This window comes from Collinsella sp. AM44-11 (assembly GCF_003467145.1).
Lineage (GTDB): Bacteria > Actinomycetota > Coriobacteriia > Coriobacteriales > Coriobacteriaceae > Collinsella.
On sequence record NZ_QSFE01000005.1, the window covers coordinates 126269 to 140552 of the forward strand.

12 protein-coding genes are annotated in these 14284 nt (G+C 59.1%); 6 read left to right on the top strand and 6 right to left on the bottom strand.

Features of this window, described 5'->3' with window-relative positions:
* The first annotated feature begins 149 nt into the window (after window positions 1–149).
* From DW943_RS04905 to DW943_RS04915, 3 genes are all read left to right on the top strand, one after another.
* Window positions 150–593, top strand: a complete 444-nt coding sequence (locus DW943_RS04905) for an FxLYD domain-containing protein (protein WP_117862326.1) — start codon at window positions 150–152, stop codon at window positions 591–593.
* A gap of 33 nt (window positions 594–626) precedes the next feature.
* The gene (locus DW943_RS04910; protein WP_117635411.1) at window positions 627–1049 is read left to right on the top strand and encodes an XRE family transcriptional regulator; all 423 of its coding nucleotides are present in this window, start codon (window positions 627–629) and stop codon (window positions 1047–1049) included.
* A gap of 98 nt (window positions 1050–1147) precedes the next feature.
* Window positions 1148–2527, top strand: coding sequence for a protein kinase (locus DW943_RS04915; protein ID WP_158566091.1), 1380 nt, complete (start codon window positions 1148–1150; stop codon window positions 2525–2527).
* A gap of 37 nt (window positions 2528–2564) precedes the next feature.
* Here the strand turns inward: DW943_RS04915 and DW943_RS04920 are convergent, their stop codons facing one another.
* On the bottom strand, window positions 2565–3698 hold the full coding sequence (locus DW943_RS04920) for a glucosaminidase domain-containing protein (protein WP_117862328.1): 1134 nt from the start codon (window positions 3696–3698) through the stop codon (window positions 2565–2567).
* Between the two features lie 393 nt (window positions 3699–4091).
* Here DW943_RS04920 and DW943_RS04925 point away from each other — a divergent pair, with 393 nt between their 5' ends.
* Window positions 4092–5348: an ATP-grasp domain-containing protein gene (locus DW943_RS04925; RefSeq protein WP_099431498.1), complete on the top strand. Its 1257-nt coding sequence runs from the start codon at window positions 4092–4094 to the stop codon at window positions 5346–5348.
* Window positions 5349–5432: 84 nt separating this feature from the next.
* Window positions 5433–6179, top strand: a complete 747-nt coding sequence (locus DW943_RS04930; RefSeq protein WP_055287235.1) for an aspartate/glutamate racemase family protein — start codon at window positions 5433–5435, stop codon at window positions 6177–6179.
* A gap of 125 nt (window positions 6180–6304) precedes the next feature.
* On the opposite strand, the gene DW943_RS04935 is transcribed toward DW943_RS04930, so the two are convergent.
* The 5 genes from DW943_RS04935 to DW943_RS04955 all read right to left on the bottom strand — a co-directional run bounded on the left by DW943_RS04935 (window position 6305) and on the right by DW943_RS04955 (window position 13013).
* Complete coding sequence (locus tag DW943_RS04935) at window positions 6305–7051, bottom strand: energy-coupling factor transporter transmembrane protein EcfT (protein ID WP_117862329.1); 747 nt, start codon at window positions 7049–7051, stop codon at window positions 6305–6307.
* On the bottom strand, window positions 7044–8795 hold the full coding sequence (locus DW943_RS04940) for an ABC transporter ATP-binding protein (protein WP_117862330.1): 1752 nt from the start codon (window positions 8793–8795) through the stop codon (window positions 7044–7046). The genes DW943_RS04935 and DW943_RS04940 overlap by 8 nt, the downstream gene beginning before the upstream one ends.
* A 106-nt stretch (window positions 8796–8901) precedes the next feature.
* The gene (locus tag DW943_RS04945; protein WP_117862331.1) at window positions 8902–9474 is read right to left on the bottom strand and encodes a hypothetical protein; all 573 of its coding nucleotides are present in this window, start codon (window positions 9472–9474) and stop codon (window positions 8902–8904) included.
* Window positions 9475–9882: 408 nt separating this feature from the next.
* A complete protein-coding gene (locus DW943_RS04950; protein ID WP_158566093.1) occupies window positions 9883–11685 on the bottom strand; it encodes a C69 family dipeptidase in 1803 nt (600 codons plus the stop codon).
* Window positions 11686–12095: 410 nt separating this feature from the next.
* Window positions 12096–13013, bottom strand: coding sequence for a diacylglycerol kinase family protein (locus DW943_RS04955; RefSeq protein WP_117779285.1), 918 nt, complete (start codon window positions 13011–13013; stop codon window positions 12096–12098).
* A 98-nt stretch (window positions 13014–13111) separates the two neighbouring features.
* Here DW943_RS04955 and rnd point away from each other — a divergent pair, with 98 nt between their 5' ends.
* Window positions 13112–14245, top strand: coding sequence for a ribonuclease D (gene rnd, locus DW943_RS04960; RefSeq protein WP_006234315.1), 1134 nt, complete (start codon window positions 13112–13114; stop codon window positions 14243–14245).
* The last annotated feature ends 39 nt before the right edge of the window (window positions 14246–14284 follow it).

Consider the following 14284-nt stretch of genomic DNA (forward strand, 5'->3'; position numbering starts at 1 on the left):
CGGTCGCGCAAAGTGCGTTTGCTCGGCGCTTGGACAACTGCATTGGCCGTTTACCGCAACCTTAGCTCTCAGCTAATGAATTCAAGTTCAATCCTTCCTACGATGTGCTGTGTGCCGGCACGGTAGCCGGATCGTAGGAAGGATGAATAATGGCAAAAGAGGGAAAGAAGCCGATCGGCAAGATTGTCCTAGGCATCATCGTGGTGCTGGTTATCGTCGGTGCCGTGGGCTCTATGGGCGGCAACTCAACCGATTCGTCTGCGAGCGATTCGGCAAAACCTGCCGAGGCGACACAGCAGGCTGAGGAGCAAAAAGAACCGCAAGAACCGTATACCATTGCTGACGAGGCTGAAGACACCTCCAATCAGTTTGCCTATAAGATCACGGGCACGCTGACCAATAACACGGACAAGGAAAAGAGCTACATTCAGATTGAGTATGTTCTGTATGATGCCGATGGCAACCAGGTTGGAACGGCTCTTGCAAACACCAATCATCTGAAGGCGGGCGGTTCCTGGAAGTTCGAGGCGCTGGGTACGGTGTCTCCCGACCAGGTTGCTAGCTGGGAGCGTTCGGACGTAAGCGGTTTCTAGCATGTTGTATGCACTGGGGGGGGGTGAAGTCGTATGCCCGATAAAAAGCTGACTGAGGAGTTGCTCAATGAGCTTCTCGATGCACCGAACATCGATGGCTATATCAGGGAGCACGACTTTGCCGCCCCGTCGCTTTCGGACTACCTGAAGCAGCTGCTGCAGGAAAAGGGCTTGGAGCGCTCTCGCGTGGTTCGTATGGCCGATCTCAATGAGACCTTTGGCTATCAGATCTTTACCGGTGCGCGTCACCCGAGTCGCAATAAGGTGCTGCAGATTGCCTTTGCGATGGCGCTGACGCTCAAAGAGACCAACCGTGCGCTGACGGCTGCCGGGGTGAGCGTCCTCAACTGCAAGGATCGCCGTGATGCGATTATCATCTTTTGCATCGATCGCGGGTGCAGCCTCCAAAAGGTCAACGAGGAGCTGTATCGCTTTGGCGAGGAGACGGTGAGTTAGCGGCTGATATCTGAGCCGGCGGAGCTGCCGAACAACGATGCAAACGAGCGGGGCGCAGATGCCATGGGGTGTCTGCGCCCTGCGCTATGATGGAGGCTATGGATACTCAGACCCCAACATATTCCGATGACGAGCTGACCGCAGCGCTTGCCGAGCATCTGGCGTCGCTCGATCGCGACGACAGCTATCGCGTGGAGCGTGTACTTAAGCGCTCGTCCGTTGAAACAACCGAGCTCGTGTACTTTGAAGGAACCGACGGTGGTTCGCTCGGCCCCTTTGTCCGTAAACGTATCGATACTTCGGCTCAAATCGGCGGGGCATACGAGCGTCTGTTTGCCGCTCAGCGGGTAGGCAGGCGTTTTGAGCATCTGCCCAGAATCGTCGATTGTCGTCGTGTGGGCGACGAGCTCAACGTGGTTGTGGAATACATCGAAGGGGAGACGCTCGGGGCGCTGGTGGACCGTCTGGGAGCCACCCCCGATTATGCGCGTGAATTGTATCCTGTCCTATGCGATGCCGTGGGCGAGCTCCACGCCGGTTTTGCAATGGCGGGGGAGACGTCGGCGCCGGTGATTCATCGCGACCTCAAGCCGTCGAATATCATCGTGACGGGTGCGAGCCGTACGCTCGATGAGGGCCTGACGTTTTCATCGCTGGTGATTATCGACTTGGGGATCGCGCGCGTATGGCGCGATGGCGCCGATGCCGACACCGTCAAGTTTGGCACGCGACCCTATGCACCGCCCGAGCAGTATGGGTTTGGGCAGACGAGTGTGCGCAGCGACGTCTACGCACTTGGCGCCCTGTTGTTCTTCTGCTTGACGGGGGCCGATCCGAAATCGGGGCTCGACATGCGCGAGCAATGCGAGATGCGCGGCATTCCTGCCCCTCTGGCCGATGTCATCTGCATGTCGATGGCGCTCGACCCGGCCAAGCGTTTTGCGAGTGCGGAGGCATTGGGACGGGCGACGCGCGCGGCATACGACCTGAGTCGCCCCGTGCGGCCTCCTGTGCCTGCACCTGTCCGTACTCCGGCATCGGAAACGGTGTTGACGCTCCAAGGGCTCCAGAACCCCACAGGACTTCCTAGGCCTGCCGCCTCCGCTGCATGCGGCCTGCTCTCTCGCGTTCCGGAGTCTCTGGGCCGCATTTGGAATACGCTTGTCTGTTTCTCGCTGCTTGTGTTCTTTGCCGGAAGTCACTTTGCCGTCTTTCACCCCACGGGAGCAAACCAAAGCTACCCGACGTGGCTTCTCATAATCGAGTATTTTTTCTTTGTCGATGGCCTTATGGCGCTTATGCATTTTGCGCTGCTCGATAAGCGCCGTCTTCGTCGGCGATTCGCACTGCTCGACAGCTATCGCGGCATGAAACTCGCGAAACTCTGGCTCAAGGCATTGGGTGTGCTGCTCCTATGCATGATCGTCATAGTCGCGATTGCCAATGCGACCGGCGTCGTCGATACCTCCGCTACCTAAAAGAAAAGGGCCCCATTGGGGCCCTTTGCAGTTGCGCTTAGATGCGGTTCATCTGAGCGGCGACTTTGTTGTACCAGTCCTGCCACGTGGGCGGGCAGTACTTTTTGGCCGCTGCCGGGGTAAGGGTGGAGCCGTAGTTGGCACCCAGATAGGCAACGTGAGCGGAGATGCCCTCGCTCCAGCTGCCAAAGCTGCGCCAACCGCCGCCACGGGCACTCCAGCCCCAGGCGTTGTAAGAATTGGCGCAATAAGCACCCTTGGTGCTCTCGATGCAGGCGATGGCGGGGGACCAACGGGGGTCGACACCGGTATTCCAAGCGGCGACGGCAAAGTTATAGCCCTGGCCTGCCATGGGGGAGCCGGCGAGATAATTGTCGATGCGGCTCGTCCACTCATTAATGAACGAATCGTAATCGGAGCTACCGGTATTGGCGTGTTTCACCGTGGTGTCGATGGTGGTGTTGGTGTTGGTGGCCTGGCTGCTGGAATTGCTGCCGCTTACGCCCTCGCCCGAGATCTTCTCGGCGGCAGCGGCCTTATCGGCCTCAAGCTTGGCAAGCTCGGCGGCATTTTCCTGCTCGGCTTTTGCCTGCGCCTCGCTGCGGAGCTGCTGGGCCTGAGCCAACGTATCCTCGGCGTTTTTCTGCTCTGCCTCAAGCTGAGACTTGGCCTGCTGGAGCTCAGCCTTGTTCTGCTCGAGTTCGGTTTGCATGTTATTGAGCTGTTCGATCTCGTCGACGCTCGAGCTCGTGATCTGGTTGGTGTATTTGCAGGTCGTGATGAACTCACCCAGGCTCTGCGCGTTGACCAGGAAGCTCACGATGGGGTTGGTGCCCTTCTGATACTTGTACAGATCGCGCATGGCGGAGCTTGCTTTGGCCTGCTGCTCGGGAAGCTTGGCCTCGATTTCCTCGATGCTTGCCTCATTGGAGTCAATCTGCTTTTGCAGGTCATCGAGTTTGGTGCGGGCGTCGTTGTAGGCGCTCGTGGCGGCTTCGATCTTCTGCTGGGCTGCGGAAAGCTGGTCCTGCGTTGCCTGCGAGGCGGCATACGCCGCAACGGGGGAGAGCATCGGCGTGGCCGTCAGCGCAACGGCGAGCGCGGCACTCGTGATGATACGAGCCGGCTTCGACGCAATGAGCGCTGCGGTGCGATGATTCGAATGCTGCATCCAGTCCCTCTGCAATCAATCGTAGGTTATGGTTCGAACGGTATTCTACTACTGCTTTCGACCTCAACTTGAACCTTAAAGGTTCCAAAGGGTCAAGTTGAACTTGAGGCTTTGGCTTTGACCTGCAGTTATGATGAATTGTTGAGAAACCATAGAGTTCAACTTTAACGTTACGGAACCCTGTCGAGAGGGTTTTTGTTTATCAAAAGTCGCCTCATGTGGGGTTTTGCAACTACAGGGTCCCATCACGGCGAGGGCGGATTTCATGCTGGATAATTGCGCTGATTGCCATAGATACGGTGGAGCTTTGGGCGCCGGCGGCTTGGCACGCTAGAATAAATCAGTTGCGCAAAGACCGCCCGTTGTGTGGGCAGTTCATGATAGGAAGTTTCCATGGCATTGCAGTTTACAGAGCGCGAGTTCATTCCCGTGCTGCTCGGTGGCGACATCAACGCCTATTCGGTGGCGCGCGCCTTCTACGAGGAGTACCAGGTCAAGAGTCTGGTCTTTGGCAAGTACCAGACGGGTCCCGCGTACCGCAGCCAGATTATCGACTACACGCCCAACGTGGATATCGATACCATGCCCGTGATGCTCAGGACCGTCAACGGCATTGCCCAAGCGCATGCCGATAAGACGATTGTCCTTGTGGGCTGTGGCGATAACTATGTTGCCCTCGTGGCTCAGGCCAAGGATGCCCATGAGTTGGCGGATAATATCGTCGCGCCTTACGCTCCCTATAGCATGCTTGAGCAGTGTCAGAAGAAGGAGATCTTCTACGAGCTGTGCGAGAAGCATGGCGTGCCCTATCCGCATACCTTTACCTTCACCATGGCGATGCTGAACGCCCAAGGCGAGGCGCCTGCCGAAGTGCTCGACCAGATCGATTTTCCCTACCCGATGATTCTGAAGCCTTCTGACGGTATCATGTGGTGGCAGCACGAGTTCGAGGGCCAGAAAAAGGCTTATGAGATTGCCGACCGTGCCGAGCTGGAACAGGTCATTCGCGACTCGTATGCCAGCGGCTACACCGACGACCTGATCTTGCAGGATCGCGTGCCCGGCAACGACGAGTACATGCGCGTGCTCACCAGTTATTCCGACCGTAACGGCAAGGTGCGCATGATGTGCCTGGGTCACGTGCTGCTCGAGGAACATCAGCCTCACGGTGTCGGCAACCACGCCTGTATCATCACCGAGCCCAATGACGAGCTCATGGGCGGCGTGCGCAAGTTGCTCGAGGACCTTCACTTTGTGGGCTATTCCAACTTTGACGTTAAGTACGACGAGCGCGACGGCTCGTTTAAGTTCTTCGATTTCAACACGCGCCAAGGTCGCAGCAACTACTACGTCACCAACAGCGGCTTTAACGTTGCCAAGTATGTGGTGGACGAGTATGTGTTCAACCGCCCGTTTGAGCCGGAGTTTGTGACGGCGCAGGACGAGGCGCTGTGGATGGTCGTCCCCATGGGCGTCGTCGACAAGTACGTCAAGGATCCCGAGCTGCGCGCTAAGGTGCATCGCCTGGACAAGGAAGGCAAGGGCGCCGACCCTTCGTTTATGAAGGGCGACTTTGTCTTTAACCGCTGGCTGCGCATGTGGCACACCAAGCTGCGCCACTTTAAGCTGTTCAAGACGTATTACAAGTAGATGAGTGCGGCGCCCGTCCGGTTTACATCGGGCGGGCGCGGGTATGATACGCGCAATTGCGCAAGCGTCACCAAGGAGGCGGCGATGGAAAAGCTGGGAGTTATCGGCGGCATGGGCGCCGAGGCCACGTCGTATTACTACGACCAGGTAGTGCGTCATACGGCTGCTGCCTGCGATCAGGAACATATCGACATGGTGGTGCTTTCCAAGTCGACCATGCCCGACCGCACCCTGGCCATTAAGACCGGCGAGCACGCCAAGCTGCTGGCGACCATGAAAGAGTGTGCCCAGGCACTCGAGTCGTTGGGCTGTGCGCACATTGCCATTCCCTGCAACACGTCACACTACTTCTACGACCAGATCCAGTCGTTTACGAAGGTGCCGATTATCCACATGCCGCGTGAGTCGGTGCGCTATGCCCTTGCGGGTGCGGTGATGGGGGAGTGCGAGTTCGACCCCAACCTGAGTATGCCGGCCGAGCCGGTGCACAAGATTGGCATCATGGGCACCGACGGAACCGTGGGCGCGGGCGTCTACGGCCGCGAATGCGAGGCTGCGGGTGTTGAGGTCGTCTATCCCAGCGAGAAACGCCAGAACGATGTGATGTCGCTTATCTACGATGATGTGAAAGCCGGACGTGAGCCCGATATGGATAAGTTCGACCGCGTGATGTGGGAGTTCGCCCGTAGCGGCTGCGACCGTGTCATTCTGGCCTGCACCGAGCTATCGGTGCTGCAGAAGTATCGAGAGATGCCCGAGATCACCCTCGATGCCATGGATGTCCTGGTGCGCGAATCCATCATCCGCAGCGGCGCCCCCTACCGCCTCTAGCTTCCGACCTGTCAAAAAGGGACAGGTTAATTTTGGTAGGTTTTATCTGATGAAACAGTAAAGGCCTCGGCTCGTTTGGTGCGAGCCGAGGCCTTTTGCGTTGGGCGGTTGCTGCCGGTGGCGAACTAGAACAGGAAGCCGATGGCGATGAGGGCGATGCTGACGATGAGCACGGCGATGTCCAGGCCCTTGATGGGGTAGCGCTTGTACGAGCTGGCGCGTGTACGCAGATAGAAGCCGCGCTGTTCTGCCGCCAAGGCTGTGGCATCGGTCTTGCCCACGCTCGAGATGAGCAGTGGCACGCACAGTGGCAGCATGAGCTTAAGCTTCTTGATGGGGTTCTTGGTGTCGTACTCGACGCCGCGTGCGGTCTGCGCTTCCATGATGGCGTTCATCTCCTGACCAAACACCGGCACAAAGCGTAGCGCCGTGGTAAAGGTGAAGGCATAGCGATACGGCACGTGCAGCACCTCGACGCAGGCGTTGGCAAGGTCGTTGAGCTTGGTCACTATGAGCATGAGGATGAGCGGTAACGCCACGCCCAGCAGGCGCAGACAGGCCTTCGATCCTGTGATGAGGCCCGTGTCGGTGATAAAGCCCCACACAACGTTGCCATCGCGCATAAAGGCCAGCTGGAGCACCAGCATGATAAGCGCGAGCGGAATCAGCAACTTGAGCAGCGAGAACAGACGGTCGACGACACCGGCATAGGCACCCAGCGCAAGGGTGAGTGCCAAAAAGCCCAGCAGCGCCACGTAGGTGTCGGACAAGAAGATGCCGACGATGATGGCGGCGGCGAGGCCCAGTTTGACGACGGGGTTCAGGCGATGCAGTAGCGTATCGCCCGGCATGTAGTCGATGACGTTAACCACGGCGGACCATCTCCTTGGTAATTCGAACGACATCGGTGACCTCGCTCACCTGCGCAAAAGCGGGCGAGACGGAAGATGCCAGACGGCGCGAGAGTTCAATAACCTGGGGAGGCTCCACGTAGGCACGCCGCATGAGATCGATGTTCGAGAATAGCTCGTGCGTGCGGCCGCGGCCGAGGATGCGGCCGTCGGCCATTACTACGATACGCTCGGCAAAGTCGGAAACGACTTCCATATCGTGGCAGACCATAATCACGGCGCAACCGCGCTCGGCCATGGTGCGCACTGTTTCCATGACGGTCATGCACTCGCGGTAATCAAGGCCGCTCGTGGGCTCGTCGAGCACGACGATCTTGGGCTCAACCACTACGACGGAGGCAAGCGCCACCATTTGTCGCTGGCCGCGCGAAAGCGAGAAAGGTGCCTCATCGGCAGGCAGGCCAAAGCGGTCGATAACAAGTTGAGCACGACGCAGAGCCTCGGCACGGTCGATGCCGGCAAGCTCCAGGCCAAAAGCGACCTCGTCGAGTACGGTATCCTTGCAGATCTGGCGGTCGGGGTTTTGGAAGAGGGTTGCGACTTCGCGGGCGATGCGGCTCGTGGGAACGGCCGCGGTATCCAGTCCCGTGACGCGCACGCTGCCCGAGGCGGGCTTGAGCAGGCCTGTGAGCAGCTTGGTGAGCGTGGTCTTGCCGGCACCGTTTTGGCCGACGATGCCCACGAGCTCGCCGGGATAGAGCGTCAGGTTGAGGTCGTGTACGGCGGCGCCGCCATTGGGATAGGCAAACTCAACATGGTCGAAGGTGAGTACGGGTTCGGCGTCCTTGGCATGAGGGCGCAACGACGGTGCATGCGGGGAGCCGGCGGGCGCCTGGGCTTCGCTGGCCGCGCGTGCGGGGTCGACGATGCCCGAAATCAGGCGCTCGGCCTCATCGACATCCAAGCAAGGGGTACCGCTTACCAGGCCATCGGCCTCGAGGCTATTGAAGATACGCGTGACGCGAGGGCAGTCGACGCCGATGGCACGGAGCTCGTCGGTATGCGCGAAGACCTCGTGTGGTTCGCCCTGCAGCGCGATTTCGCCATGGTTGAGCACGAGCACGCGGTTGCAGTACTCCGAGAGCAGGGCGACCTTTTGCTCAACGACGACGATGGTGATTCCAAGTGCGCGGTTTGCCTCACGCAGCGTCTCGAAGACCAGCGTGGAGCTGGCAGGGTCGAGTGCCGCGGTGGGCTCGTCGAGAACCAAGACGCGCGGACGCATAGCGAGAATGGCGGCGATGGCTACCTTTTGCTTCTGTCCGCCCGAGAGGGTGGCAATCTCGCGGTCGCGCAGGTCGCTGATGCCGACGGTCTCGAGCGTTTCGCTCACGCGCTGCTCGATCTGGTCATGGGGGACGCCAAAGTTCTCGAGGCCAAAGAGCATCTCGTCCTCGACGACCGAGGCGACCATCTGCGTGTCGATATCCTGCAGCACACTGCCGACGATTTGCGACACGTCGGTCAACGAGACCTCGCAGGTGTCGTGGCCGTCAACCATGACGGACCCAAAGAACGTGCCGGTGTAGTGGTGGGGCACGGCGCCCGACAGGCAGGCGGCAAGCGTGGACTTGCCGGCGCCCGAGGGCCCGATGATGCCGATGAAATCTCCCTTGTTCACGCTGAGCGAGATGTGGCTGAGCGCCTGCTCGGTCTGCGTGCCATAGGAGAACGAGACATCGTCGACGTTGATGATCGTTTCCATGGATACCTTTCATAGTCATTGGGGACGTTCTTTAATGACTATTCGTTTAAGAACGTCCCCAAGAGCTAGTTGTTTGGGACAGTCTTTACCGATGGGGCACTGTGGGTTAGTTGAGCTTCAGGGCCTTCTGGATGGGCAGGTAGAGGGCGCCGACCAGAATGGCGTTAAAGACGGCGGTCATGGCGACGACGGGCAATATGGCGGCGGCGAGCTCGCCGACCACGCCGAGCATGGCCATCTTGATGACCATGAAGATGGCGCCGGAGACAAAGGTGGTCACGAAGGTCGCGACGATGGCGACGGCAGGCTTGACCTGACCGTTCTTGCCGGCGGCGTTGACGATGCCGGCCATGAGCATGGCGGCGATGCCCTCGGCGGCAAAATCGACGAACGGCGAAGTGGTGGTGATCTGGATCACGGCAGCCGAGATGAGGCCAATGACGAGCGCCTGGCCGATGTTGGGGCGAACGACCAGGATGGTGAGGCAGAAGGCCGAGATGATGAACTCGGGGCTGATCATGCCGCCCGAGATGCCCGAGATTGCCTTGCCGACGGTGAAGTTGAGGATGAAGCCGGCGGCGAGCAGGATGGCGAGCAGGACGAGGGCGCGGACATCGAGTTTGCCGCGATCGGCGGTATGGACGGTGCGGGGCTGGGTGGCGGTGGTGTTCTGAGACATGGTGAAAATCCTTTCGGAAGGGGATTGCAAGAGAAAAGCGGAGGCGCGTGATGCGAATGCGATCGGGCTCGAGATAGAAAAAGGCCCCCGGTCGAAACCGGAGGCCTTCCAATCACCTAGAGCGCAAAAACAGGCGTGAGGGACTCACTGTCGACCGATCGTATTCGCATCACGCCACCACCAGTTGTTGAGAGATTTCATCGTGTTCTTCATGTTGGTGGCTCCTTTCGTGATGCCGTGGCGCGGTCGCACCTAGTTGCTGTTGCGCTGCACTATAGCACAGCGAAGTGTGTGCGGGGAAATCTTTTTTAAAAAGATTTCAGGCGGGTTTCCCGTCGGTCAAAAGAGCGGGCTAAGCGGGCGAGGCTGCCATTGCTGCCTTGTCCGCTCAGCTAAGACATGAGGGCCTTAGGCCTTCTTGCGACGATAGATCACGTAGGCGCAGACACCGATGATGACGACGGCGCCAACGGCCATGGCGGCCATGTTGTTGCCCTCGGACTTCTCCTCGGTGACCTCTTTCTCTTCGGCCTCGGGCTCGGCCACGTCCTCATCGGAAAGGGCCTCGTCGGCGTAGGTGATGGACTCGACCAGGCAGTCGTTGTCAGCATCGTAGTCACTCGGGACGAACTCCTCGGAGAAATCGCCCTCCTGGAGGTAGTCGCGCATCTCCTCGAGCATGGCCTTGCACTTAACATAGGTGTTCTTGGTTGCAGCCTTGCCGGCCTTGTTGGCCAGGGCGGTGCGGGCTTCGGTGCCTTCTTCGGCCTGCATGGCCTCGTCGACGGTCAGGTTCTGCTCGATGAGCTCCTTCTGCAGGGCGTCGAGATAGGCGCGGACGCCGGTGGCGCAGTGGTCGCGGTTCTCATAGGCGAGCGTGTTGATGTCCATGAGGACGTAGTTGATGGAGTTCTTGGGCTCCTCGTTGTTCACGACGTCTTCCTCTTCGCAGTGATCGAAGGAGACATCCTGATCGCTGAAGTAGGGGCTGACCTCGGTGAGCAGTGCGGAATAGAGGGGGATAGCGACGGAGAACTCGGCGTTGGAGAGCATCTCCCACTGGATGGTCGCGATCTCGGGGTCCATGCCGTGACGGATCTGGAAGGTGTGGATTTCGGTGTTGCGGTTGGAGCCGATGGCATACGCGCCGTCGGTGTTGGCGTTGAGGCCGGCGACATTCTCGCCGCGAGCGGCGAAGGAACGAATCATCTCAAAGGTGTTCCAGTCGGACTTGCCGGGCGTAAAGAACAGCGGCTGCATTTCGTGGACCAGGGCGCCGGTCGTCGCGCGCGCGTCTTCGCGCTCGTCCTTGACGATCTCGTAGTCGGTGCCCTCAGCAAGCGGAGCCATGAAGTAATCGCGGCCCTGGATATAGCGCGACCACTGGTGCATGCCGGCCTCGCCAATCTCCTCGCCGTAGGTCTTGGCGACGTCGAACTTGCCGTCGGTGTACTCGGCAAAGCCCTTCTCCTTAGGCATAGACTCGATGCCCTCGGAGTGGAGGCAGTTCTCGGTGTCGTCGAGGTCGACGTCATAGGTGAGGTTGCCGATGTTGGGGTTGAGCGAGGCGATATCGTCAGTGAGCCTCATGGCGATCCACTGATGGCCGGAAAGCGCTGCAAACAACCAGGTCTCGTTGTTGTCGGCAATGATGATCTGGTCGTTGGAGCAGACGCCCTGCTCGTCAATCAGGCTGCCGAGGAGCTCGACACCCTCGCGGGCCGTGGCACTCTCGCCCAGAATGACGCTGGCGTAGTTGTATTCGCCAATGCCAGTCTCCTCGGTGATGGGGTCGGCCTCTTCGGCCTTCTCGTTATAGGAGGTGCTCAACGTGGCAGAGCAGGAGACGCCCTTCTCGTTGATGCCTGCCTCGGAATATGCGTCGTAGCGATCTTCCCACTGCGAGGGGTTGTCGCGAACGAAGGTGTAGCGGTAGGTTGCGCCCTTGGACTTGTACTCAAAACCGGACTCGACCGAGGTGTACTCGTTGCCGTCCTTGTGTGCGGGCTCAATGCCAAAGTGCTTGATGTAGCGCGGACCGAAGTCCTCGGAACGGCCGTAGTACGTGTTGCCGTCTGCCGTGAGCTTGCTGCCCATGTAGATCTGGGTGCAGGCGAGTGCCGAAGTCGGCATGGCCATGATAGCCGCTGCTCCAAACGCAAGGCCGCAGCCGAGCTTCTTGAGCGTGTTGACAGGATGAGTAAACCTCATAATCCCTCCCAACTGTTGAAACCCCGCGAAACCGTACGGAGTTTCAGCTAATAAATACATCTACTAGCCTAAAGGAAGTGTAAAGAGTATTCACTCGACAACAGCCTTTGCTCGATGAGCGTGAAGAAATATACGATGAACGGATAATAATACTCATTTTATGGCTTTAGTTAAATAAAGGCACCCTGCATTTACTGTAGCTGAATAAAGCATTAGACGGCGGTCAAAAAGAAAACTCTCCCGCTGTTTAGGATTTGCATAAACAGCGGGAGAGTCGATAACTGGATGAATATCATACCAATGTGGATTTACTTCTTTCGGCGGTGAATCACGTTGATGGCGTAACCGACGAGCATGGCCAAGACGATGACAATAAAGCCGATCAGGGGATTGTCGTTCATAGGGTCCTCCTATTTTCCGAGCGGGGAGAATTCGTCGACGATGAGGTCGAGGCATTGCGGAAGCGCGCGGGCTCCAAAGACGCCCGAATTGCTGGAGATAATCTCGCCATCGAACTGCATGCCCAGTGACGGGGTGCAGGTGATCTTGGCTTCCTTGGTCTGGATGATCTTGAACTGTGGGCGCCCGAGTACCTTGCCGGCGGGGTCAAGCGCAGCGGTGATCACGGTAGGCAGCAGCTGCACGGTGCGCACGGGTTCGATGACCGCAATGTCGACCATGCCGTCGTTCATGCGGCAGTTGGGGAACAGGTTGATGTCGTTTTGGATGACCGAGGTGTTGCCGGCCATGCAGCAGATGCCATCGAGCTCCTCGACAATGCCGTCATGCTCGATGGTAAAGTGCGCCACCGTGGGGTTGGGCGTGGCGAGCGCGGAGAGGAAGTAGGCGATCTCGCCGATGTCGTTTTTGGTAGGGGCGGCCTTCATCATGATCTCGGCGTCGAAGCCCGAGCCGGCGATGATGATAAAGCCGTGGCGCCTTTCGTTGCCGTTCTCGTCGAGCCAAAAGAGCTCGCCCATGTCCACTTTGACCGTGCGACCGGCACGGCAGGCCTTGGCAAGTGCCGCTGCCTCGGGGGCATTACCGATGTTGTTAAAGAACAGGCAGGCTGTGCCGGAGGGGAAGACGAGCGTGGGGACGCCGCATCCGCGCATTTGGTCGAGTACGTTGGAGACGGTGCCGTCGCCGCCCGAAATCACCACGCGATCAAACTCGCGCACGTCTGCCACGGCGTCTTCGGGTTCCATGCCATCGCCGATAAAACGCATCACGACCTCGTCGCCGCCCTGCGCGAGGGCGTGCGTGAATGCGTAGATTTCATCTGAGCTGGGGCCCGATGCCGGGTTGTGGATGATAAGGCAGCGCATACTTACGTTCCCGTTCTGTGACTAACCGAGTATAGTTGTAAGGCAATGCCGATATCCTACCCGTGTTTTTCGGGCCTAACCTTATTCGATGGGTTGATATGTACATTTCCACACATCAGGCTCTACTCGACTTTTGCCAGCGCGCCCGTGAGTTTGACGCGATTGCCGTCGATACCGAGTTTTTGCGCGAGCGCACGTTCCATCCGCGCCTGTGCCTGGTCCAGATTGCCACTCCTGCCGAGAGCGTCGCGGTTGATCCGCTGGTGATCGACGACCTGTCTCCCTTGGCCGAACTCATGGCCGACGAGAGCGTGACCAAGGTGTTCCATGCTTGCTCGCAGGACATGGAAGTTATGCTTCATACCGTAGGCGTGTTGCCGCGTCCGATTTTTGACACGCAGGTGGCCGCCGCCTTTTTAGGCGAGCGCCAGCAGATTTCCTACGGCGCGCTCGTGCAGACGTTTTGCGGCGTCTCATTGCCCAAGACTGAGTCGCTGACCGACTGGTCGCGTCGCCCGCTGACCGATAAGCAGATTGAGTACGCGATCGATGACGTCAAGTACCTGATCGTTGCCTATACCGAGATGATGAGCCGTCTGCGCGAGCTGGGCCGCGTGGACTGGGTACTCGACGAGTTGCGCCCGCTGGCTGACGAGTCGCACTATCGCGCCGATCGCCACGAGGCGTTCCGCAAGGTCAAGCGCATCAATTCGTGCAGCCGTCACCAGCTGGGTATCGCGCGCGAGCTCGCCGCCTGGCGCGAGGACCGCGCCGAGCGCCGTAACATCCCGCGCAAGTGGGTCATGTCCGACGACACGCTGCTTGCGCTCGTTAAGCGCAATCCCGTCCGCGTTGAGGAGTTCCGTAGCATTCGCGGTACCGACCAGCTGGGGGAGCGCGACGTGGACGGTGCGCTCATGGCCATCAAGCGCGGCGCGAGCTGCCCGCACGATCGCCTGCCGCTCATGGTGCGCGGACACCGTCAGATCTCGCCGGAGCTGGAGAGCGTGACGGACCTGATGTATGCGCTCATCCGCCTGGTTGCCGAGCGCTCGGGCGTGGCGACCTCGGTCATTGCCTCGCGCGATGACCTGGCCGACTATATTGAGCATCCCGAGCAGAGCCCCCTGCGTGAAGGCTGGCGTTTTGAGCTTGTTGGTTCGCGCCTGGACGATCTGCTCTCGGGCAATATGGGGCTGACGGTCAAAGATGGCAAAATTGAATTGCTATAAGGAAGCCTAGCCGCTTGAGTGGGTAGAATGCCTCCAACG

Coding starts and splice junctions, on each gene's coding strand:
- DW943_RS04905 (WP_117862326.1), top strand. CDS start 150: ATGGCAAAAGAGGGAAAGAAGCCGATCGGCAAGATTGTCCTAGGCATC.
- DW943_RS04910 (WP_117635411.1), top strand. CDS start 627: ATGCCCGATAAAAAGCTGACTGAGGAGTTGCTCAATGAGCTTCTCGAT.
- DW943_RS04915 (WP_158566091.1), top strand. CDS start 1,148: ATGGATACTCAGACCCCAACATATTCCGATGACGAGCTGACCGCAGCG.
- DW943_RS04920 (WP_117862328.1), bottom strand. CDS start 3,698: ATGCAGCATTCGAATCATCGCACCGCAGCGCTCATTGCGTCGAAGCCG.
- DW943_RS04925 (WP_099431498.1), top strand. CDS start 4,092: ATGGCATTGCAGTTTACAGAGCGCGAGTTCATTCCCGTGCTGCTCGGT.
- DW943_RS04930 (WP_055287235.1), top strand. CDS start 5,433: ATGGAAAAGCTGGGAGTTATCGGCGGCATGGGCGCCGAGGCCACGTCG.
- DW943_RS04940 (WP_117862330.1), bottom strand. CDS start 8,795: ATGGAAACGATCATCAACGTCGACGATGTCTCGTTCTCCTATGGCACG.
- DW943_RS04945 (WP_117862331.1), bottom strand. CDS start 9,474: ATGTCTCAGAACACCACCGCCACCCAGCCCCGCACCGTCCATACCGCC.
- DW943_RS04950 (WP_158566093.1), bottom strand. CDS start 11,685: ATGAGGTTTACTCATCCTGTCAACACGCTCAAGAAGCTCGGCTGCGGC.
- DW943_RS04955 (WP_117779285.1), bottom strand. CDS start 13,013: ATGCGCTGCCTTATCATCCACAACCCGGCATCGGGCCCCAGCTCAGAT.
- rnd (WP_006234315.1), top strand. CDS start 13,112: ATGTACATTTCCACACATCAGGCTCTACTCGACTTTTGCCAGCGCGCC.